This is a genomic window from Paenibacillus sp. J22FR83, from assembly GCF_059691955.1.
In genome coordinates this window covers 112,692-136,625 of record NZ_JCAUAM010000016.1, presented here as the reverse complement: position 1 = coordinate 136,625, position 23,934 = coordinate 112,692, and the positions used below count along the sequence as shown (strand labels likewise).

Annotated in this window: 16 protein-coding genes; 4 read left to right on the top strand and 12 right to left on the bottom strand. The window is 43.7% G+C overall.

Annotation, left to right across the window (positions count from 1 at the left end; all coding sequences use genetic code 11):
- Positions 1-91: 91 nt before the first annotated feature.
- The 10 genes from AC58PV_RS26505 to leuC all read right to left on the bottom strand — a co-directional run bounded on the left by AC58PV_RS26505 (position 92) and on the right by leuC (position 16,281).
- The gene (locus AC58PV_RS26505; RefSeq protein ID WP_497435640.1) at positions 92-1,939 is read right to left on the bottom strand and encodes an ABC transporter ATP-binding protein; all 1,848 of its coding nucleotides are present in this window, start codon (positions 1,937-1,939) and stop codon (positions 92-94) included.
- Entirely contained in the window at positions 1,936-3,786 is a 1,851-nt protein-coding gene (locus AC58PV_RS26500; RefSeq protein WP_497435639.1) for an ABC transporter ATP-binding protein, read from the bottom strand. Before AC58PV_RS26500 ends, AC58PV_RS26505 begins: the two co-directional genes overlap by 4 nt.
- Positions 3,787-4,049: 263 nt before the next feature.
- Positions 4,050-7,754: a dynamin family protein gene (locus AC58PV_RS26495; protein ID WP_497435638.1), complete on the bottom strand. Its 3,705-nt coding sequence runs from the start codon at positions 7,752-7,754 to the stop codon at positions 4,050-4,052.
- Positions 7,755-7,844: 90 nt separating this feature from the next.
- Positions 7,845-8,120: a hypothetical protein gene (locus tag AC58PV_RS26490; RefSeq protein ID WP_028554377.1), complete on the bottom strand. Its 276-nt coding sequence runs from the start codon at positions 8,118-8,120 to the stop codon at positions 7,845-7,847.
- Positions 8,121-8,145: 25 nt separating this feature from the next.
- Entirely contained in the window at positions 8,146-8,817 is a 672-nt protein-coding gene (gene nth, locus AC58PV_RS26485; RefSeq protein ID WP_497435636.1) for an endonuclease III, read from the bottom strand.
- Between the two features lie 194 nt (positions 8,818-9,011).
- A complete protein-coding gene (locus AC58PV_RS26480) occupies positions 9,012-11,750 on the bottom strand; it encodes an S-layer homology domain-containing protein (protein WP_497435635.1) in 2,739 nt (912 codons plus the stop codon).
- 26 nt (positions 11,751-11,776) lie between these two features.
- On the bottom strand, positions 11,777-12,364 hold the full coding sequence (locus AC58PV_RS26475; protein WP_497435634.1) for a GerMN domain-containing protein: 588 nt from the start codon (positions 12,362-12,364) through the stop codon (positions 11,777-11,779).
- A 68-nt stretch (positions 12,365-12,432) separates the two neighbouring features.
- The gene (locus AC58PV_RS26470) at positions 12,433-13,926 is read right to left on the bottom strand and encodes an N-acetylmuramoyl-L-alanine amidase family protein (RefSeq protein ID WP_497435633.1); all 1,494 of its coding nucleotides are present in this window, start codon (positions 13,924-13,926) and stop codon (positions 12,433-12,435) included.
- A 261-nt stretch (positions 13,927-14,187) separates the two neighbouring features.
- Entirely contained in the window at positions 14,188-14,793 is a 606-nt protein-coding gene (gene leuD, locus AC58PV_RS26465) for a 3-isopropylmalate dehydratase small subunit (RefSeq protein WP_497435631.1), read from the bottom strand.
- A 66-nt stretch (positions 14,794-14,859) separates the two neighbouring features.
- The gene (gene leuC / locus AC58PV_RS26460; RefSeq protein ID WP_497435630.1) at positions 14,860-16,281 is read right to left on the bottom strand and encodes a 3-isopropylmalate dehydratase large subunit; all 1,422 of its coding nucleotides are present in this window, start codon (positions 16,279-16,281) and stop codon (positions 14,860-14,862) included.
- 259 nt (positions 16,282-16,540) lie between these two features.
- Between leuC and AC58PV_RS26455 the strand changes: the two genes are divergently transcribed.
- The 4 genes from AC58PV_RS26455 (at position 16,541) to AC58PV_RS26440 (ending at position 21,336) form a co-directional block, all read left to right on the top strand.
- Positions 16,541-17,557, top strand: coding sequence for an ABC transporter substrate-binding protein (locus AC58PV_RS26455; protein WP_497435629.1), 1,017 nt, complete (start codon positions 16,541-16,543; stop codon positions 17,555-17,557).
- 11 nt (positions 17,558-17,568) lie between these two features.
- Complete coding sequence (locus tag AC58PV_RS26450; RefSeq protein ID WP_497435628.1) at positions 17,569-19,614, top strand: iron ABC transporter permease; 2,046 nt, start codon at positions 17,569-17,571, stop codon at positions 19,612-19,614.
- 145 nt (positions 19,615-19,759) lie between these two features.
- Entirely contained in the window at positions 19,760-20,653 is an 894-nt protein-coding gene (locus AC58PV_RS26445; RefSeq protein WP_497435626.1) for a LysR family transcriptional regulator, read from the top strand.
- A 191-nt stretch (positions 20,654-20,844) separates the two neighbouring features.
- Positions 20,845-21,336: a cysteine dioxygenase gene (locus tag AC58PV_RS26440; RefSeq protein ID WP_497435625.1), complete on the top strand. Its 492-nt coding sequence runs from the start codon at positions 20,845-20,847 to the stop codon at positions 21,334-21,336.
- 64 nt (positions 21,337-21,400) lie between these two features.
- On the opposite strand, the gene AC58PV_RS26435 is transcribed toward AC58PV_RS26440, so the two are convergent.
- Positions 21,401-22,783, bottom strand: coding sequence for a glycine--tRNA ligase (locus AC58PV_RS26435; RefSeq protein ID WP_497435624.1), 1,383 nt, complete (start codon positions 22,781-22,783; stop codon positions 21,401-21,403).
- 346 nt (positions 22,784-23,129) lie between these two features.
- Positions 23,130-23,930 (bottom strand): carbon-nitrogen family hydrolase, encoded by an 801-nt coding sequence (locus tag AC58PV_RS26430; protein WP_497435623.1) that lies wholly within the window; start codon positions 23,928-23,930, stop codon positions 23,130-23,132.
- Positions 23,931-23,934: the final 4 nt, after the last annotated feature.

The window sequence follows — 23,934 nt, the reverse complement described above, 5'->3', positions numbered from 1 at the left end:
TTGAGCGTATTTAAAGGTGTACACTTTCTCGTAACCACAAAGAAAAAAGCTGCCCAACCACAATCAAGTGGCTAAGCAGCTTCTTCTTTTCTTAAACAGCGTCTTGTAAAAATTTGTACTGAGCTTGGATCAAACCGTAGTAAATCTTCTGCTCCTTCATAAGCTCATCATGATTGCCAATTTCCATCATCCGTCCGTGATCTAGCACAACAATTTTGTCCGCATTGCGAATCGTTGACAAGCGATGTGCGACGATAAAGGAAGTACGACCCGCCAATAGTGTCTTCAGCGCTTCTTGAATTTTGAGCTCTGTATCCGTATCAATACTGGCTGTCGCTTCATCCAGAATAAGTACGCGAGGATTGGCTAGCAATGCTCTGGCGAACGAAATCAATTGGCGCTGCCCCATTGATAGGACGTTACCGCGCTCTTGCACCTCTGTATCGTAGCCATTAGGCAACTTGGAGATAAAGTCATGTGCATGAACAGCCTTCGCTACCTTCTCAATTTCATCGTCCGTTGCATCTAGGCGACCGAATCGAATGTTATCACGGATCGAACCGGAGAAAATAAACGTATCTTGCAGGACGACCCCGATTTGAGAGCGAAGGCTGTGAATTGTGACGTTACGAATGTTGTACCCATCGACTTCGATTACCCCTTCGTTAGGATCATAGAAGCGACAAAGTAAGTTCATAATCGTACTTTTCCCTGATCCGGTATGACCTACCAAAGCGATAGATTGTCCGGCAGTTACATCCAAGTTAATTCGGTTCAATGCTGGACGTCCTGGCTCGTATTCGAATACAAGATCTTTGAACTTCACATTTCCTTGTACTGTAGGTAAATCTTTGGCACCCTCGATTTCTGCAACCGTTGGTTTCTCATCCATGAATTCAAAAATCCGCTCCGCCGAAGCCATCGCAATCAACAACTGCGAATACATTTGCCCCAAACGTGTAATCGGCTCCCAAAAATAACCGATGTAAGTCGCAAACGCAACGAGTAAACCAACGCTGATTTCTCCCGTTTGAATCAAATGGGCGCCTAACCAGAACAAGATAAAATACCCAATCGCACCTGTAATTTCAATAAGAGGTCCAAAGGATTGATTCAGCATGGATGCTCGGTTCCAAGACAATCGATTGGTCATATTCATTTTGGAGAAGAACTGAATGTTTTCTTTCTCCTGTGTATAAGCCTGTGTCACTTTAATCCCTTGAATACACTCATTCAAATGGGCATTCAATCGGGATTGCTTCATCGTAACATCCTGCCATGAGCGGCGGATTTTGGTCCGCAGTTTCGTCGAGATGATAAACATAATCGGAACCGTTACAATGATCGAAGCACCTAATTTAAAATTAAATGAGAGCAAAATAATGATGATACCTACAAGTTGAACAACGTCGATCAATAAGTTGACAACACCGTTCGTAAATAAATCCTGTAAGGAATTCACATAGTTCGTAACACGAACAAGGACTGATCCCGCTGGTCGTGTATCGAAGAATCGGAATGAGAGCTTCTGAATATGACTGAAAAGGTCATGGCGAAGATCATAGATAACCCGTTGTCCAATCATATTGGTAAACTTAATGCGGAATGTATTGGCTAACCATTGAATGAGATAAACAGCTAGCATGATGCCAACAATGAGAAAGAGCAGATTCTTATCTTTTGGGATAATTGCATTATCAATTGCTTTACTAATGAGTAGTGGTACTGTCAACTTCGTAATCGCACCTAATAGCATCATTGTAATAATAATAGGCAGCATTTGTTTACGATAAGGTTTCATATAGCCAAACAAGCGTTTTAATTGGCCCCAGTCAAACGGCTTTTCGATCAGTTCATCATCTTGATAGACGAAGCGATGGCCTGTTTGTGAATCTGGATTCGGCGCAGCCGCCTCAGCTTGTTTCGATGGAGTACTCAATTTGCCAACCTTCTTTCTGGCTTGGAGGAATGGGTTATTGGATTGCCTTCGGAAACTTCTGAGTCTGCAGAAGTCCCCTCTTCTCGAGTAACCGCTGCTTGGTTTTGAGCAGTTTGGGTTTGTGGACCATCCGCATATTGAATATCATACGTTTGACGGTACAAGCCATCTTGCTGCAGTAATTCTTGATGCTTACCTCGTTGAATGACGCGACCTTTATCCAGGACAATGATTTCATCCGCGTGTTTCAATGAAGAAATTCGGTGGGCAATAATGAACGTTGTTCGACCTGCCATAACTTCACCAAAACCAGCTTGAATCTCATGCTCTGTTTCCATGTCAACTGCACTTGTGGCGTCGTCTAGTACGAGAATTTTCGGATCTTTGATCAAAGCTCTGGCAATCGCAATACGCTGTTTTTGTCCCCCTGAAAGTCCAAGTCCCCGTTCACCAACTAAGGTGTCGTAGCCTTCAGGAAGTTCCGAAATGAAATCATGCGCTTTTGCTAGTTTCGCAGCCCGAATAATTTCATCCATCGTCACATCTTTGCGACCGTAAGCGATATTATTGCGAATTGTAGAAGAAAATAGAAACGTTTCTTGAAAAACTGTTGAAATCTGGCTACGGTAGCTTTCTATCTGTAAGGAACGAATATCCTTCCCATCGAGCATTACCTTGCCTTCTTTGACATTATAAGCTCTCATGAGGAGCGAGATCACCGTTGTTTTACCGGAACCCGTGCTTCCTAGAAGACCAATAACGGAACCTGGAGGGGCATCTAATGAAAAATCATACAACGCTGGTTGTTTCTCTGGATAAGCGAACGTTACGTGATCAAAAGTTACATGACCATCAACCTTGGTCAAGGCCGCAGCGGTATCGCTATCTTTGACATGCATATAGTGATGCAGAACCTCAAGGATTTTCTCACCAGAAGCTTTTGTTTGTGTAAAGTTATTAATGTGAAAACCAAGTCCCCACATCGGCCCGATTATGTACCAAATAAGACTAAAGCATGCTACCAAATCCCCTAGTGAAATCGACCCATCAATAACCATGTAACCGCCAGCACCAAGTAGTATAACGACACTCAAGTTCGCTAGAATCTCCATGATCGGGAAGTACTTCGCCCAAATCCCTGACGATCCAATATTCATGGACTTGTAATCTTCATTGCGTTCTGCGAACTTGGTAATTTCATGCGGTTCGCGAGCAAAAGATTTAACGGTCCGAACGCCTGTAATATTTTCTTGAACAGCAGTCGTCATCGTGCTCAGAGACTGACGCACCATCCGGAAAGCCGGGTGAATTTTACCTTCAAAGCGAACAGCAGTAAATGCTAGAAATGGCATCGTAATCATTGTAAGTAAAGCTAACTTCCAACTGATAGAGAACATCATCGCCATACCAAAAACAAGCATTAACAAAACGTTCAGAATCTGTGCGAAGCCAAAGCCAATAAACTGGCGAATCGCTTCTAGATCGGCTGTCAATCTTGACATCAGATCTCCTGTTCTCGCTTGATCATAGTACTGAAATGATAAATACTGCAGCTTGTTGTACAGCGCATTCCGTAAGTGGTATGCAACACGGTTTCCTAAGCGACCCCCGCACAAACCATGTAGAAACTGGAACATCCCTTTCATAGAAACGACAATAACAACAAATAGTGCCAATCGTGGAACTAAGTCAAATTGCTTCTTGGTGATCACTTCGTCAATCAGATACCGAAGTAAATTGGGATACACCAAGCCGAGCGCGGTAGCGATTGCAAGACATGCAATTGCTCCAAAAAACAGTTTTTTCTCTGGCCAAAAATATGGCTTCAGTTGCCTGAATACATCCACTTTGGGCCCTCCTTAAAAGGATAGATTTGAAACGCTTATAATGTGTGAACACTTTATGAATCTTAACACCATCACTATATGTGAGCAATTCGAGGATACTCGGATTTAAACGCTTAATTAGGCATAAATTCACAAATTCGTGTAGTAATCCCCCCTATTCTTTTAAATCATCGGGATACCCGCCATTGAAAGCCCTTACATGAGCAATCCAAAAAAAGGGGCAACTTAGTTCCGAAGAACCTAGTCACCCTTTTGTTTAATAGCTAAACAAACGCCTTTAACTGATGCTGTTTAGATATAAGTTCATCCAAATCAATCTTCATTTGGAGTGCATCTCGAAGCCCTTCTGCATGCTCTTTCACCTGTTGTTCCATGATCGATTTCTGAGAAATCAACCAATTTTCTAGCTGTACGCCGTAAGCTCGTTCAAGTTCTAGCGTTTGCGTTTCGATAAAAGCACTGACCGGCGCATTAATCCGATTCTCTAATTCTGCTTTTAGCTTACTTTTGCCATCCCCTTCAAAAAATTGCTTGGCATTCTTGAAATAACTTTGAAGCAGCTTCAGGCTTACTTCCGATGCCTCTAGCTTCGTTGTTACCTCAGGCGTTACAAACGTATTAGACTCATAAGAAGCCTTCTCAAAGCCTTCTAGCAGCAAGCTCAGCTCCTCACCCCAGCGATTCATACGTTTGGTGGAGATGAGATTCATCCGATTTTCTACTCGCAGTGTCGTAGCAAGTACTTCTTGGGATAAATCATGCCCAATCATACGTAATAATTCATTCCATGCGAATTGAATGGCTACTTTCGGATCCTTAGCTTCATCACGGAACGTGGATGGATTGAACGCGAAATTATAGAGCTCGCCAAAGCGATACATCGTTCGTTGTTTGACATAGTACATCAATTCTTGAATTTCTTTTTTCAATTCCTTCAGTTCAGCATCATAGCGTGTGTCATCCAGTAGATCTAAGCCTTGTTGTTCCGACTTATCCAACATAATAAGCTGTTGTCTACGTTCTTCCTCACCTGATTGTGCTCGTTCCAGCCAATTCTGCATGGTGCTAATTGCTCGATGAAGCTCTAGATTAGCCGAATGAATAGCCACATCACTGAGTTCATTCAGAGTAAACTGAACAAATTGCTGTTCAAATGGCTGAATCCCTGATTGTGCGATTAGGCTTTCGTTGCCATTGATTTTCCCTTCAGCCGCCAAATAACTGGATATTGGATAAATTCGCGGATGGCGAATGCCATGTTGGACTAAATTCGTTTCCACATGCTTCACAACCCCCGCAAGCTCCTCCGAGCTTGCCGCCAAATCAGAAGCATTGACGATGAAGAACATTTTATCCATTTCAAAGCTATCCTTAACACGACCAAGCTGAAGCAGAAACTCACGATCTGCCTGGGAAAAGGCATGGTTATAATAAGTGACGAAAAGGATAGCATCTGCATTCTTGATATAGTTAAAAGCGACACCAGTATGTCGAGCATTAATCGAATCTGCCCCAGGTGTATCGACGAAAATGATACCTTGATCCGTCAGTGGATTGGAATAGTATAATTCAATAAATTCTACGAAGCAGGACTTATGTTCTTCCGCCACATAACCTGAGAACTCATCTTTTGTAATCCGAAGTTCGCTACCCAACTGACCTGAGGCTGCTTCCCAACCTTTCTCAACGGCTTTCAGGAAAGAGAAGTGCGGTTTTCCTTTGGCTGTCACATCCGCAGGTGAAAGCTGACTGATTCGCTTCAAAGCGCTAGTCATATCGGACGCCTCTACGCCAAGAATCTGAAGCGAGTACAGCACATCTTCCAAGATTGCGTCTGCCTTCTTCATCTTGACCTTAGCCGTGCCATGCGGCCAGCCTTCTGTTGGCGGCATAATCTTATTGATTGCCGCCGTAGTCGGGTTCGGCGACACTGGCAATACCCGTTCGCCAATCAACGCATTGGCGAACGACGATTTACCCGCGCTGAACGCTCCGAACAGCGCAATCGTGAACGTCCGCTGACGCAGACGGTCCGCTTTCTCGCGCATGGCGCGTGCAAGGGACCGCATCGACGGCAGCCCGTCGATAAGCGCGGAGGCCGCCTGCAAGTCGGCGGCCTTGCGCTCCATGCGCTTGCCGTGTTCACCCGAGGTGAACACGGATGACGGCTGCTCGGCTGCCACCGCGGGGCCAGCCGAGTCCGTGCCTGCTGCCGCCGTCGCATTCGCGGCGGCTTGCAGAATCGTGCCCATGGAGGTCACGTGCAGGTTAGCCCCGCCTTGCGGGGCTGCTGCCGGCTCCTCCATGGCCGTGAAAAGCTGCGCATCCGGCAGCGCCGGCGCAGAAGGTCTTGCCCAGCTGGCCATGCGCAGCAGCTGGGTCTCTGCCGCCGCCTCGGCTTCCTCGAGGCGAGCGAGCTCGCGGCTGGCGCTCAGCCGGCCGCTGAGGGCTTGCAGCTCAGCCGCTAACGCAGCGGCGGCTGCACGTGAATTATCGCGGACCGCGGCCGCGATGATGTCAATCACCGCAAACGCCAGTTTGCGGTACTGCAGCTTCAGCTCACCTGCAAGCTGCTTCATATAGTTCAGCGTATACTCGCCGCCAAACGTCGCCCCTGTATTCACCTGCGAACCGATCAAAGCGCCAGTAACTTCAACTTTCAACGCTTCAATCTGAGCAATTAAGTCCACATCATGTTGGCCTTGTTCGTTTGCTGCCTTTTTCAGCGCATCGCGCAAATGCCAATCCAATTGTGCTTCTACTTGTTCTGCCAAATCGGCCTGAAATGCGTTTAGCCGCTTCTCTTGCTCCGCAGCCGTTTGTGCTGCGCGCGAGAAAAATCCAACCTTAAATCCTGGCTTGCGACTCTCTAGATAAGCATGTGCGTAATCTCGGGTAAGTGCTGGCGTAATATTAGCATTTTCAATAATCGCGCCAACTTCTTTGCGAAGTACGGTCGTCAATGTTTCGGGTAAGTTATTCAACGTATTCAGCTCACTTTGCTTGGTTACAGCCAAAGCTTGAACGTCTTCAACATTGCCTTCCTCGTTCATCGCCTCCAGCAACTCTGCCTTCTGCGGTTCATGCTGCTCCGCCAACCATTTGCTATGTTCGGCCGCCAAGTAACGTGCAGAAGCATCAATACTATAACTTCGCAAGAGATCGCCACGCTCAATTAAACGGCTTAACAGCCATTGCAGTTTAGCGTACTCATTATGGGGATGTGTTGGCTCTTTCATCGTCACAAACAACAAATCATCAGGCTCAATACCCCAATTTAAGAAAGCTTGTTTCGTGCCACTCTGATACTGCCCGAAGGGAAGCTCCCATTCCTTATGTTTATCAATCATATTAACAACGAGATAGAGCGGTTTTCCCCACTCTTTCATTTTCTTCGTAAATGCTAAATTCACTTCTGATTGTACATGGTTATAGTCCATGACATAGAATACCACATCTGCTAAATGCAAAGCGGATTCGGTAGATTGATGATGCGCATCATCAGTTGAATCAATACCGGGAGTGTCCAGCAAAGCTGTATTTTCGCCTAGGAAGGGGATCGGGTACGTAATTTCAACGGTTTCAATATCCGTTCCATTCACACAATATGCTTCTAGCTCGCTGAGTGGGATGGTTGTAGCCTTTCCTTGTTGGTTGACCTTCCCTTCTTGGCTACGATGCGTCACATGCGCACCTGGTTGCCCATTCCGAATGCTAACAATATTAGCACTCGTTGGAATCGGGCTCGAAGGTAGTAAGGCATGCCCGCACAACTGGTTAATAAGTGTTGATTTTCCAGCAGAGAAATGCCCGCAGAACGCAATATTCATCCGTCCACTATCCAGCTTATCTAGCAATTGCCCCATTTTCGTGGCATTATCGCCATCACCTGCATGACCCAGCACTTGCTCCATCTTCTTAAGTGCATCCGGCATGACCGTGATGCTTCCTGCTACTAATTGCGTCATTCGTTCATTCCGCTCCTCTATGATCTGTTGTTCTTTCTTACTACTTCTCAGCTATACAGAAAAAAAATCTCCCAAAGGGAGATTCTGGACTTACGTGAGGGCGATTTTTTCTTTTTCCGGTAGGAAAATTTCAAAAACGTCACGATGTTGAAGAATCGTAATATCCGAATCCTTCACTTTCATCACAACAACCTCGGATTTTGTTTTCATTTTGTCTATGTAATTCTGAGGAACCTCACCGGATTCACTGACTGTTACACCTTCAATGACTTTTTCCTCATTATCAGCTAGCGGTGTATTGATAACTTGCTCATAGATATCAGAGAACAATTCGAAGCTATTCGTATATACGGCGATGCATTTCATTTCAATCCCATCCTTTGTCAGCATTTCATTTGTTTGTAATAGTTTTCCTAGTTGGCTGTGGTTTCATACGTTTCTTCCCCTCACGGCATTTGTCCAATAATGGACAGAACGTGCAATTGGGGTTCTGTGCCTTACAGTGATATCGACCAAAGAATATGAGTCGATGATGTGTTTGCGTCCATTCGTCTCGAGGTACTTTCTTCATTAGCTTCTTTTCAACTTCCAGCACGGAATCGTCCCAGCCAGCAAGTCCTAATCGCTTAGAGACTCGTTCCACATGCGTATCCACAGCAATTGCCGGCACGCCAAAAGCATTCGATACAACGACATTTGCCGTCTTACGTCCAACACCTGGCAATTCAACTAACTGCTCATGCTTCTCAGGAATTTCACCACCGAACTTGTCCAGTAGCAATTGACACAGCTTATGAATATGACTAGCCTTGTTACGAAACAGTCCAATCCTCCGAATGTCTTGCTCCAATTCCTCTAACGGAACAGCCAAGTAGTCTTCAGGGCATGTGTACTTCGCAAACAAGTCTTTAGTAACCTTATTCACGGTTTCATCCGTACACTGAGCTGATAACAATACAGCAATCGTTAATTCAAATGGATTACTGTGGTTCAACTCACAATGTGCATCCGGGTATAGCTCACCGATCGTATCGAGAATATGTCTTACTGTCTTCTGTGTCATAGCTAATCTTCCTTAGGGTCGTAATATTCTCCAGTTTATCGAATTGTTAGAACAGAATCAATCCTTGAAAGCGTCAAAATGCGAACATTTTCTAAAAAATAAACATTTTTTTTTGAAAAACAGAAAAAACCATCTGTTTGAGATAAATATCTTCTCAAATACAGACGGTTGTCTCCTAACATTTGTTCAATTTTCTACTTTTCAATCTCAACAATTTTATTATCAAGGATATACAAATTCAATTGATCACCAGATACATAAGAAGTCAACGGTACAACTGTGGAACCCGTATGGAAGTAAGCTCTCGGGAATACATTGTACGCTGTACGAGCATCTGTACTCGTTGCTTTCACATACACTTGGTTCAGCGTAGAGCTATATTGATCAAACTCACGTTTAGAAAGTGTAGCGACTTGGATAAGCATTTTATCATTGATATCCTTCATCAATTGAACACGATCCCCCACTTTGATGGAGGAGAAGCTCAAGTCTGCACCACCGTTCACTTTCACGCTGTAATTGCTGCCTGCATTGATGACTTGGCTTTTACCTGTAAAATCTTGAACAGTCAAGCTTGTACCTGCTGCATTCACAGCTGTTACTTTGCCACGAATCGGAGTTATCAACTCTGCTTTCGTGATCGTCAGCCCTTTGAATGTCAGTTTCACATAATCATCAATCGCTAGGTCAGCGAACACTGCGCTAGTACCATCAGCTTTCACTAATGAAATACCATCTAATGCGATCGTATAGTTCGTATTATTGGTATCCATAACCGTAGCTTGTTTCAAGTTCGCATTGGTTAGTAGAGTTTTATAAATTGTCGTATTCGTTGTGACGATTTTAGTTACTGTCGTTTGATCATAGCTAAGTAGAAGACTTACTTTATCTCCTACTTTCAAATCAGCAAGTGTACTGTTCGGCTTATTAGCAACTTCTACAATGGGAGTAAAGTTCAGTTTAAACGTCAAACTTTGCCCACTATCTGTTTTTAACGTAACATCATTAGTCTGTAAATTCAATTGTGTTAGAGCACCATCTAACTGAGTGGACATTTGAATGCTCAAAACTTTTTTATTAGAAACGAGGACATCTACATATTTACCAGCAGTAAAAACACTATTAAAAGAGCTAAATGGGAGTTTACTGCCATTAAACATGATTGTGATTCCATCATTTAAAATATAAGCATTTGGATTTCCAGCATTATCTGTAACGGTTAAAATTTTAGATGAATCCTTATAATCAATAATTTTCGCAAAATATAAATTCTCAATCGATCGGTTGATAACCGTAATCGTTGTAACCTTATTATTCAGCACGTCCAGCTTTAATTGGTCACCAGCAGCCAGATCATAAATACTTGCATTAGTTAAACCATCAATAACAACACTGACATTATTACTCAATTCAAAGGCATCGACTGTCTTGCCCGATGTTTTATTGATCAAAATCGTAGAATGATCGTCCGTAAATTGTTTGAACGTTCCTTCTACACTTGTTCCAACATCAGCTTGCTTCTTAACGATAATTTTTACAATCTCACTATTCTTGACCGTGTACTCTACCGTATCGCCAATATGGATCGCATCTACACTAATTAAAGTATTATCCGCAAGTGTCGCAACGACATTACTGGAGAAACCGAATGTCTCAGGCTCACCTGTTTCGGAGGCAAGTAACGTCAATTGCATAGCCTCTTTATTCAACGTCTGAATATCACCTAGAGCTGTTTTGTTCACCGGTACTTGTTTCACAATAATAGATGTATATTTGTCGCTGTCTACAAGCTGACTTTTACGAATTTGGATCGTGCTTCCTGTAACGATTTCACCCAAGCTAAGTCCTCGCCCATCAGCATCTGTTACAGTAACACCCGAAGCTAAATCATAACTTTCATAATCGTCTAAGGTTGCTTTCATCGTAGCAATATTAAGCTTTAATAACTGACCTTCATGAATATCCATTTGCAGTTTATCACTTAGGATTTCCGCATAATATGCTGTACCATTTACTTGAACAATAGAGATTTCATATGTTTCTTGCAATTCTTTTGATGAAATAGCTAGATCATTCTTGTTTCCGAAAAAGACGGTATTCGACGAAATCTTATACGTACTTGTATTTCCGTCTTTATCCATGAGGCCAATGCTTTCGCTCGTTAAGCTAGTCATATAACCCTTCTTAGCGCGCTCTGGTAAAGTAGTCGAATCCTTCTGAGAACGGCTTAAGAAGGCAGCCATTTGTGCACGTGTGACCGCGCCCTTCGGTTGAAAAGATCCATCTTCGAATCCATCTACGATTTTCAAAGCTACAGCTGCATTGATGAAACCTAGTGCACTGCTGCTAATCTGTGAATTGTCCGTGAAAGAAGTTGCATTACTCGATAAGCTTTGCGCAATTGAAGCTTTACCAATAGCGCGAATGACGACTTCTGCAACCCATTCCCTCGTCGCTTTTTGTTGTCCCCATTTAACAGCTGTAGTAGCCCCTGGGTTTCTCAATTTCTCTTGTTCCCACGAAATTAAGCCCTTTTTTTCAGCGATGTCTACATAGTTGCGTGCATAGTTATCAACTAATAAGAATCCTGGAAAAACGGTATCAGATTTCAAGTTATCGACTTCTGATTGTAGACCCATCATCCGTGTAGCCATAATAAGCACATCTTGTTGTGTTACTGAAGTTTCCGGTGAATAGATGCCATCACCCACTCCTTCAATAACCCCTTCCAAGGCGAGCTTGGAAATGTGGCGAATCCCCCAATAATTACTACTTACATCGTCAAATGATAGTCGAACATTCGAGTTCGAGGTTGTTGTTGAAGTTGTCGAAGTCGTTGAATTATTCACGGATGCTGCAAGGACTGGCGTACCTGCTAGACTTGTGATGATTAGAGAGCTTACGATAGCACTCGCCAATTGCTTATTTTTCATAATCTAAATTAACTCCTCTTCAATTCCTAATTAGTAGGACGTTTAATTGGGTAAGGAAGCTCCACATGTCCCATCAAACTATCTACTTGCTTACCATCTTTAAGGACATACAATGTTTTTACTTCTGGGAATTGGAAAATCGTTTTCTTCAATGCTTGTAGGAATAACTCTTCCCCAGGAGCACCTAATTGTGTTTTGGGACCAAATGTCATGTCCAACTTCATTTCACCTTTGACAGCATCCCATTTCACACTGTTAAATTTCATATCATCAAATAAGGGAACTGCCTTCGGATCTTCACTTTTCTGAAGTGCTTTAAGTGCTGCTTCATACGCTTCCGAATCCTTCTCTACGCTCACGGTAACCACTTTCTCAACGAGTTTCATCTCTTCTTGGTCACTGTAGTAAGCTTTCACTTGCAACTGTTTCAGAGGTGCAACTGAAGGCTTCGGTGTAGCCGTTTGTGTAGGCGTTGTTGCAATCGGTGCAGATGTTGTTTGCGGTGCCGTAGTAGCAGCCCCAGATAATTGCATTTTCTGGCCACAAGCTGTAACCGATAATGTGATGGCACTTACAAGGAGTGCTCCTTGAACTAGGCGTCTTGTTTTGTTCATCTTCTTCACTCCTTAGCATTATGCCTAGACAGGCTAGCCTATTTTGATCCGCTTGATGGTCTACATATTTACTTAAGGTCCAAATATTCCTTAATAGCGGCTACAAGTGAAGCAGCTAATTTGTCCTGGAATGCCTCTTTGTACATCGCAGATTCATCATTCTTATTGGACAAATAACCAACTTCAAGCAAGACTGCAGGCATACTCGTTTTGGTAATAACGCGGAAATCAGCTTGACGAACCTTTCGATCAGCAAAGCCAGTAGCTGGAACAGCGTACTTATGAATTACATTGGCGAAATCTAAGCTCTCTGGTCTGTTATAGTATGTTTCCGTTCCTGATACAGTTGCTTTGGCACTATTCCCATGAATGGATAGAAAGAGATCTGCTGAAATATCATTGGCAAAAGAAACGCGATCATCTAATGGAATAAAAGTATCATCAGAACGGGTCATCATAACATGCATCCGCTTATCTTTCGCTAATAGTGCCTCTACCTTCTTCGCTGTAGAGAGGGTAAATTCCTTCTCATGCTTCCCTGTAATGGAGAGTGCGCCAGGATCGTTGTCACCATGACCAGCATCAATAATAACAGTTAATTTCCTCTCGCCAATCGAAGCCTTCCATTGATTAGTAAGTTTAGAAGGAATTGTCTGATACTCTGTTGGCGCGTTCAAATCCAAAATAATTCGTACTGTAGCTGGATTATCGTTGAAATTTGAAAACCGCACCTTGGATACTAACGGTTGTTTGGATGGTAATTCTCCGGAATTTTTAACAAGAAGCTTCTGCAGGGATTCGTCCAATATGGTGTTAGGGAAATCAAACACGAGACGCGAAGGATTCGATAACGTTAAAACTTTCGGACTTATGGTCCCATCCTTTGCAACAACTGTTAGCTCTGTTTCAGAAAGTGAAATAGAGGTTATCACATGTACAGATGGATCTGGCTTGATTGTTCCTGTTCCTGACCCACTCCCTGGGCTTGTACCTGTTCCAGATCCGTTGCCTGTACCCGTCCCCGTAGAAGGCTTAGTTCCCGGTGGTTTGGTCTCTGGATTTGAAGTACCACTGTCAGGTACGTCAACTTCAACAGGACCTGTTACTGGCTTTGAATCTGATTCCGTTGGCTTGAACATATGTACAGATGATGTAGCACCATCCCACTTAAATTCAATACCCAATACTTCACCGATGAAACGCAGTGGAAGCATGGTAGAGCCATTTTCTATCTTAGGACCTACTTCTAATGTTTCTTTCTTACCATTAATGAGTGCAGTTACATTGTTGATCACGAGTTGGATATTCACTTTATCCTTCACGATGGTTACTTTACTTGTAGCTTCGTCCCAACTGACTTTGGCACCAATTTGTTCAACGATTATTCGAACAGGTACAATTGTATTATCATTCACAATGCGCGGTTGAACACCTTCGACTTCGAGCTGTTTCTCATTCATATAAAGCTTAATCGGTTTTGGCGCTTCGGCTCCAAGGGCGGTAGTAGGCAGCAGCAATAAACATGCTAGCAAAAACAAACAAAATGCAGGAAATTTCATCATTCACCTCTATGTAATGTCGGAATTGGGGGATTTCGGGGGATGTAGGAACGCAACCAATCAGCAAATTCTACGAAACTATCAAGTTCCTTATATATTATAGCAAAATTAACCTCTACCTGACAGCACAACCTCCTCTACTTCGACATTCTAGTAATCTATTAGACGAAGCAAATTGCCAAAAGTTGCAAGATTTATGTAGAAAACTTTAAAACGAAAACAAAAAAAGACGCATCCCCTTGGGATACGTCTTCTGCCATTTGCTTATTTGTAAGCTAAACGCTTTTGGTGAGCTTGCTCATATGCCGTGATTTTCGCTTCGTGTTGAAGTGTCAATCCGATGTCATCCAAACCTTGCAGCAAGAATTGGCGACGGTGTTCATCCAAATCAAATTGGATTTCAAGACCGTAATCATCAGTCAGCTTTTTATTTTCTAGATCGACATTCAATTTGTATCCTTCGTGCTTCGCAGTACGCCTAAATAGATCCTCAACTTGCTCTTCCGACAATTTGATTGGCAGAATGCTGTTTTTGAAACAGTTGTTGTAGAAAATGTCTGCATAGGAAGGTGCGATGATAACGCGGAATCCGAAATCTTGAATTGCCCAAGGCGCGTGCTCACGGGATGATCCACAACCAAAGTTAGCTCTGGAAATAAGAACGGAAGCTCCTTGGTAACGCTCTTGATTCAATGGGAAATTCTCGATCACGTTACCCGCTTCATCCCATCTCCACTCGAAGAAAAGGAATTGACCGAAACCTGAACGCTCAATGCGTTTAAGAAATTGCTTAGGGATAATTGCATCCGTATCTACGTTTACACGATCAACAGGGCCTACAAGTCCTGTATGTTGTTTGAAAGCTTCCATGTTCTCATTCTCCTTAAAGTTTTGCTACAGCAAAACTAGCATCATAAACATTTTTTCAATTAGAAATTAAGCTTGTTGGTATTCTTTGATTTCCCAGTCACGAACATCGTAGAAATGACCTTTGATCGCTGCAGCAACAGCCATTGCTGGGGAAACAAGATGCGTACGTCCGCCGCGGCCTTGACGACCTTCAAAGTTACGGTTGGATGTGGATGCACAACGTTGACCTGGTTGAAGCACGTCTGGGTTCATCGCCAAACACATACTGCAACCTGCATCACGCCATTCGAATCCAGCGTCGGAGAAGATTTTGTCCAAACCTTCTTTTTCAGCTTGAATTTTAACACGCCCTGAACCTGGAACAACAATTGCTGTTACGCTTGGATCTACGGAATATCCTTGCGCAATCTTAGCTGCTGCGCGAAGATCCTCGATACGTCCATTTGTACAAGAACCGATAAAGACATAATCCACTTTCAATTCTGTCATTGGTGTTCCTGGTGTTAAATCCATATATTCAAGTGCTTTTTCAGCAGCTTTACGTTCGTTCTCTGTTTCGAAACTTTGTGGATCTGGAACCAAGGAAGTAACGCTTGTTCCCATACCAGGGCTCGTACCCCAGGTAACTTGTGGAATCAACGTTTCTGCATCGAATTCCAATACCCAGTCATACGCAGCGCCTTCATCTGTTACAAGATTGGACCACTCAGCTACCGCTGCGTCAAAATCAGCACCTTGAGGTACATATTCACGACCACGCAGGTAGTTAAATGTTGTTGCATCAGGAGCAATTAGACCAGCACGAGCTCCACCTTCAATAGACATATTACAAACAGTCATACGCTCTTCCATGGAAAGACCACGGATCGCTTCGCCTGTGTACTCAATAACATAACCTGTTGCAAAGTCTGTGCCGTATTTTGCGATAACACCAAGGATCAAATCCTTCGCAGTAACGCCTGGCTTCAAGTTGCCATTGATACGAACTTCCAGGGATTTCGCTCTGGATTGTTGAAGTGTTTGTGTTGCCATAACGTGTTCAACTTCACTTGTTCCGATACCGAAAGCAAGTGCGCCGAAAGCGCCGTGTGTTGAAGTATGGCTGTCGCCACATACGATTGTTTTACCTGGGTGTGTAAGACCAAGTTCTGGCCCCATAACGTGAACAACACCTTGATCTAGGCTGTCCAGGTCAAAAAGTGTAACGCCGAAATCACGGCAGTTTTGTGAAAGTGTATCGATCTGTTGCTTCGAAATTGGATCTGTAATATTGAAACGATCTTTCGTTGGTACGTTATGATCCATCGTTGCGAAAGTTAAATCAGGACGACGAACTTTACGACCGGACATACGAAGCCCTTCGAAAGCTTGTGGTGAAGTTACTTCATGTACTAGATGCAAATCAATATAAATAACGCTAGGCTTGCCATCTTCCTGGTTAATAACGTGATTATCCCAAATCTTCTCGAACATTGTCTTTTTACTCATACCAGTCACCTCTTGTCATTATCCGCATTAGTTTGCTAATGTCTTACCCTCATAACGTACTTTAGCACGGATTACGTCATAGTTCCAAGATATAATAACTATAAGCTTGATAGATAACTCCTATATAGCGAAAAAAGTTGTCACTATCCTACAAAATGTTGTTGACATCCACAATGATAATGATTATCATTCTCCTAGTGGTTATCGAAATGACCATCGATTCACCAATTATTTGAATACATAAACAGGGGGATTTATTGTGCGTAAACTTATTAAACCAGTTACTTTCACACTTTCACTTATGTTGCTATTCCTTACAGCAGCATGCGGAACTTCGAACTCATCTTCATCAACTGCTTCACCTGCTCCTGCAGCAACTGTTCAACCAACAGCAACACCTGCTGCTGATAAAACAATCACACACGCATTAGGAACAACAACAATTAAAGGTACACCGAAACGCATTGTAACATTAGAGTGGGCATACACAGAAGATATATTAGCACTTGGCCTTCAACCTGTAGGGCAAGCTGATAATAAAGGTTACCTTGGTGCGGTAAATGTTAAACCTGCATTAGATGCTTCTGTCGTTGATGTAGGAACTCGTCAAGAACCTAACCTAGAAACAATCACTGGTTTGAAGCCAGATCTTATCATTACTAGCACATTGCGTTCAAGCAAGAACTATGAAGCTCTTTCCAAGATTGCTCCAACAATCGCATTCGAATCCTACCCGGCTGAAGGTAAAGGCGATCAATACTCGGATATGATTACTACTTTCAAAACAATTTCCGATATCGTAGGTAAGAAAACGGAAGGTGACAAAGTCCTAGCTGATCTAGACAAAGCTTACACAGATACGAAAGCGAAATTAGTTGCTGCGAAAAAAGATGGCGCTGAGTTTGCTTTAACACAAGCGTTCAGCAATCAAAACAATGCTGTTCTTCGTATGTTCACTGATAACTCCATGGTCGTTCAGATTATGAATCGTATCGGTTTGAAAAATGTATTTAAGTCCACTAAATTCGAGCTTTATGGGTTCTCAACTGCTTCTGTAGAAGCTTTACCTGCTGTTCAAAATGCAAACTTCTTCTATATTGTTCAAGATGCGGACAATGTATTCGAGAAACAATTGAAAGACAATGCCGTATGGAAAGGTCTTTCATTCGTGAAAGACAACAAGACATTTAAGCTTCCAGGTAACACTTGGACTTTCGGTGGACCTTTATCTGCCAAATTATTCGCTGAGCTAACTGCTGCTGCGCTTACGAAATGATCCAATCCGCGATGACATCGAAAACTAACCGTTTCGCTAATATCGAGTGGAAATCACTTCTTGTATTTGGAGGTGGGGGGCTCACTCTCCTCCTCTTGCTTTTTCTCAATATAACGCAAGGAGAAGCGAACATTACCGTTCATACGGTTATACAAGCTTTGATATCTCCACAAGATACCCCCGACCATTTAATGGTGCGGGGGCTTCGCATGCCGCGCGCAGTGATAGGTATGCTTGCCGGAGCAGCACTTGCTGTTGCAGGTGCACTACTGCAAACTGTCACGCGTAATCCACTTGCCTCCGCTTCAACGCTAGGTTTGAATGCAGGCGCCTATTTCATTATAGTTCTAGCTGCTGTTTTCTTCCCGGCATTGAAGTCGGATCATGCTTTACCTCTTGCATTAATTGGGGCTTGTGGCGCAGCCGTTATGGCTTACTACATGTCTGGCGGCCGCAAAAGCTCGCCTTTACGTATGGCACTCGCGGGTATGATCGTAACGCTCGTACTGTCAGCGTTCACAAACGGCTTGCAGATCATGTTCGAGGATGCCACCAATGGCTTATTCATGTGGGGTTCAGGTGCATTAGGACAGAACGATTGGCAAGGGGTTCGATTTGCACTCCCATGGACTTGCATCGGGCTCGTCGTTGCCTTTCTGTTCCATCAAAAGCTGGATATGCTAGCTCTGAGTGAAGAAACTGCTATTTCGTTAGGAGAGAATATCAACCTAGTCCGATTAGTTGCGCTAGCTACAGCGATACTACTGGCAGGTGCGACTGTTAGTGTAGTAGGACCTATTGGTTTTATAGGGCTTATCGCGCCGCATCTTGTCCGCTTAATTGGCTTACAACGACATCGACTGTTGATTCCAGGAAGTGCGATCTGGGGTGGGGCAGTTCTGCTTGGAGCAGACACCATTGCCAAAATGTTCCACAGTACACTAGGCGAGCTTCCTGCAGGTTCCGTAACTGCCCTGATCGGTGCACCATGGCTGATTTGGCTCGCAATTCGCGGCTCTCGAATGAAAGCTTCCGCTGAAAGCAACTCGATGAGCGTCGGTTACGTAGGCACGAAAATTCCATATCCCATCATCGTCGTGGTATCTGCAATTGCACTAGTTGTCTTGATACTATTCGGTTTAACAGCTGGAGCTTTGCATATTCCTATATCGAATGTTATCGCTGTAATTACAGGGCAAGGAGAAGAGATGGCTCGCAACGTCATTCTGAATCTGCGTCTGCCTCGCATTCTGGTCGCTGCGCTCGCTGGAGCCTCCTTGGCTGTTGCTGGCTCCATGATGCAAGGAGCAGTTCGCAATCCACTTGCTGATCCATCCGTCGTCGGCGTTACATCTGGTGCCGGAATGGGCGCCTTGCTGGTATTGACGATTTGGCCAACTGCTTCAGCAACTTTGGTTCCTATTGGTGCTATAGTCGGCGCACTCATTTCCGCCGGCAGCGTCTATGCGCTCGCTTGGAAAAAGGGGCTGAATCCCGTTGTTCTCATTCTTGTCGGAATTGCGGTTTCTGCAATCGGCTCGGCTGTCATTCAATTTCTTGTGATCCAGTCCAAACTTGGAGCCGCTCCTGCACTTACATGGTTAGCAGGAAGCACCTATTCTAGAGGTTGGAAAGAAGTCATCCAACTTCTGGTTACAACGGTCATTCTAGTACCAAGTGCTTGGTTACTTGGGCGCCGTGTAGATCTATTAGCATTCGGTGACCACGTGTCTATTGGGCTAGGTCTGAAATTACAAAAAACGAGATTAATTTCCGCTGCCATCGGTGTGTTCGTTGCGGCAATTGCCGTAGCGGCAGTTGGAACAGTAAGTTTTGTTGGCTTATTAGCACCACACGCTGTTCGCCTCTTCATGGGACAGCATCATCAGAAATCCGTAGTTCTATCCGCTATCTTAGGGGCATTCCTTCTCACATTGGCGGATATTATAGGGAAAACAATTCTTATCCCCAAAGAAATTCCCTCAGGTATCGTAGTAGCTATCATAGGCGCTCCGTATCTATTATTCCTTATGTATAGAAGTACTGTTCGCAAATAATTAATAATCATAAAAGGCAATGAAACTGGTCGCTACCGGTCTTCATTGCCTTTTGTGGTTAATTGTTCCTATGTCCACCTTGTTTCACCCCAAAAAGCTTGATATGATAACCATCAAGACATGAATAAAGGGGATACTTCTTCGCATGGAATTACGTCAATTACAGTATGCCATTCAGATCGCCATAGAACGAAATTTCTCACGCGCAGCGGAGAAGTTACATATAGCACAACCTTCATTAAGCCAACAACTGTCTAAGCTTGAGAAGGAACTCGGTGTCCTTCTATTTCAGCGCAGTACGAATTCCGTAGAGCTGACACATGCTGGTTCTCTGTTTGTCGAGAAATCCCAAAAGATTCTCGATATGATCGAGGGGCTTAAAAAAGAAATGGAAGATATTTCTCAAATGAAAAAAGGCCGCCTCGTGATTGGCTCAATGCCAATTACAGGATCGACTATTTTACCCTACGTGGTACCCGTGTTTCAAGCTGCATATCCAGATATAGAAATATCGCTCGTTGAAGAAACTTCATCTAACCTGGAGACCTTAACCGTGAACGGGCAAACCGATATTTCTCTGTTGTCTTTGCCTCTACGAGAAGAATCTCTCGTCTATGAGACGTTATTAGAAGAAGAAATTATCCTTGCCGTACCGCCGCTGCACCCACTAGCTGCAAGTAAGGATCATGTACAAATTTCTCAACTGGAAAAGGAACCCTTCATCGCATTGAAGAAAGGACAAGGCTTCCGGAAGCTGACCCTCGATCTATGCCAAGAAGCTGGTTTCACACCGAATATTGTGTTCGAATCGAGTAATATGGAAACTGTGCAATCGCTTGTTGCAGCAGGGATGGGTGTTGCTTTCGTTCCCTATTTAATTTCCAAAAGAAGCTTACACGAACTTTCTCCCGTAAACGTCATCTTAGAAGGCAGACCTTCACGCAAGCTCGTTATTGCCTATCGCAAAGGTCGCTATATTTCCAAAGCTGCCGAATCCTTTATCTCAACAATGAAAGAGGTTATGCAAACGATTCGTTAGCATAACTCTCTTCACTTCTTTGGATACAACCTTCGATTTGGATTTGTTCATGAACCATCTTTGAATAATAATAGGTGACTACATTTAACCCTAACCAAATGAATCGCCGAGGCATATTATATAAACAAAACTTATCCTTTTACAAATAATATTTGATAAAGAGATAAGAATGCCTAGGAGGCGAGATGCCAATGACGCTTATTCACGCAATTGAACAGACATTCTGTAAGTTGCATACACCAACTTTGGAGCAATTAATCGAGGCCCTTCAATCGATAGAACACAAATTATCTTTCGTTCCAGAGTTTAAGACCGAGCCAACACAACTGCCTTATGGCCGAAATGTCGTGTTTAGCTCACCCCATCTAGAAGTTATCGTCATTCATATTCCGGCTTCCCGTTCAACAGCCATCCATAACCATGGCTTGTCCGTTGGTGTAGCTTATCTTGTCTTAGGTTCCTTAGTGAATTCAACCTACTCGTTAGATTCAGAAGGTTACCCAGTTGCTCATAAGGATGACTTCATCCAAGCCGGGGAATATTTCACTGCGCCTGCTGAGCAAATCCACCAATTAAGCAATCCATTTCATGAGCCGGCTGTTTCAATCCATGTCTATACACCGCCGCTGCGTGAAGTTCGACGTTACTTACCCTATAGTGATGTCTTAGATTATGTTATCTAATGAAAAACCCCTAGCAAGCCGTCATATTGACGAGCTCACAAGGGGTTTTCTATTTTATCAATGATTAGAATTGTAGCGCATTCTCGATAAAGGCTTTCAATTCCGAAATCGGCATACGTGTTTGTTCCATGGTATCACGATCACGTACCGTTACTTGACCATCCGTCTCGGATTCGAAATCGTACGTAATACAGAATGGCGTACCGATCTCATCGTGACGACGGTATCTTTTACCGATAGAACCTGTATCATCATAATCAACCATGAAATGCTTCGCAAGATCGGCGAAAACAGCCTGCGCACCTTCATTTAATTTCTTGGAAAGTGGGAAAATCGCTGCTTTCATAGGTGCCAATGCGGGGTGGAAGTGAAGCACTGTACGGCTGTCATCACCTTCAAGCTTCTGCTCTTCGAACGCATCGATTAGAAGCGCCAAAGTGACACGGTCTGCTCCAAGCGAAGGCTCGATACAGTAAGGAACATAACGCTCATTCGTTTCTTGATCAATGTAGTTGAAATCTTCGCCTGAATGCGCCATGTGCTGCTTCAAATCGTAGTCCGTACGGTCCGCAATACCCCAAAGCTCGCCCCAACCAAACGGGAATTTGTATTCGATATCCGTTGTTGCATTACTATAATGTGACAACTCATCGTCATTATGGTCACGAAGACGCAGGTTTTCTTCTTTAGCACCTAGCGTAAGCAACCAGTTGTGGCAGAAGCTTCTCCAGTACTCGAACCATTTCAAATCTTCACCTGGCTTACAGAAGAATTCAAGCTCCATTTGTTCGAACTCACGCGTACGGAACGTAAAGTTACCTGGCGTGATCTCATTACGGAAGCTTTTACCGATTTGGCCAATACCGAATGGCAGCTTTTTGCGCATCGTACGTTGTGCGTTTTTGAAGTTAACGAAGATCCCTTGTGCCGTTTCTGGACGTAGATAAACCACGTTAGAGCTTGCTTCTGTTACGCCTTGGAACGTTTTGAACATCAAGTTGAACTGACGAATATCTGTGAAATCCTTGCTTCCGCAGTCTGGACACACGATGTTGTGTTCCACGATCAGTTTCATCATGTCATCAAACGTCATACCATCGACGATGATTTCAATATCTTTCTCAGCCAGCTTATTCTCGATCAATTTATCCGCACGGTGGCGGGCTTTACAGCTTTTGCAATCGATCATCGGATCGTTGAAGTTTCCGACATGACCAGATGCCACCCATGCTTGCGGGTTCATCAAAATCGCTGCGTCCAAACCTACGTTGTATGGGGACTCTTGAATGAATTTTTTCCACCAAGCACGTTTGATATTGTTCTTCAATTCTACGCCAAGCGGACCGTAATCCCACGTATTTGCCAAACCCCCATAAATTTCTGAACCTGGGAAAACAAAACCTCTGTGCTTCGCTAACGCGACGACTTGCTCCATGGTTACACTCATTGTTCAATCGCTCCTTAAGCTTTCTAGTTAGTGGGACTGCGCCCGATGACAACCGTTTGGATATGAGCAAACATCAAAAAAGCTCAACATCCAAAGGCATCAAATAATGCCTAGGGACGAGAGCTTGAGCACCCGCGGTTCCACCCTAGTTGATACATACAATCATGTATGCATCCCCTTTATCGTATTGGCTCCGGATAGCCGTTTCCTTGAGCTTCATTCTGGGCTTTCACCATCCCCAGTTCGCTGAACATGAAGTCCTTCAAGTACTATTCATCCTTCATAGCCACAATTGATCATTCAATTGGTTTTAGTTTACAAAATTTCGACACAAAAATCAACTTCCCTAATACAAATGGGGCCGACGATCTTCAAAAACGGGTATTTTGCCCCGTACACGGATAACTTCCTCTAAATCAATTGTAGCTCGAAGTATCGCCTCGTTCTCATCGCCTTCAACCAGTACCTCGCCCCAAGGGTCGATAACCATCGAGTGACCGAAGAAATTCGTCGTTCCGCTCGTTCCCACACGATTACACGATACGACATACATTTGATTCTCGATCGCACGAGCCATTAGAAGAGTACGCCAGTGATGAAGTCGCGGATGCGGCCACTCTGCAGGTACAAACAGAATGCGTGCCCCATCTAACGCCAATTTACGTGACAGTTCTGGAAAACGAATATCATAACAAATCATCGCCCCAGCAGGTACCCCTTCTAGCTCAAACAAGCCTAACTGTTCCCCGCTGTGCAAAAATTTCTCCTCATCCATAAGTCGGAAGAGATGGATTTTGGAATATTCGGCGATTTCATTACCTTGGCGATCCCAGGCGTAAATCGTATTCAGCACACGTTCTTCTTTCTTATCCGCAATCGATCCACCAATAATGTTCACCTGATGTGTTTGAGCAAACGTGCTCAAGAACGCTTTGGTCCTCTCCCCGTTCACATCAGCCAACTGATGAATTTCAGTTAACGCATACCCCGTATTCCACATCTCTGGAAAAATAAGCACATCTGGCTTCGGCTCCGCATTCACGGCTTCAAGCAGCAGCTTTTCTAAGTGAGCAAAATTGCAATCTGGATCACCAATGGCAATATCCATTTGAATAAGTGCTAGGTTAAGTAGTTGGGTTTGGGACATTTCT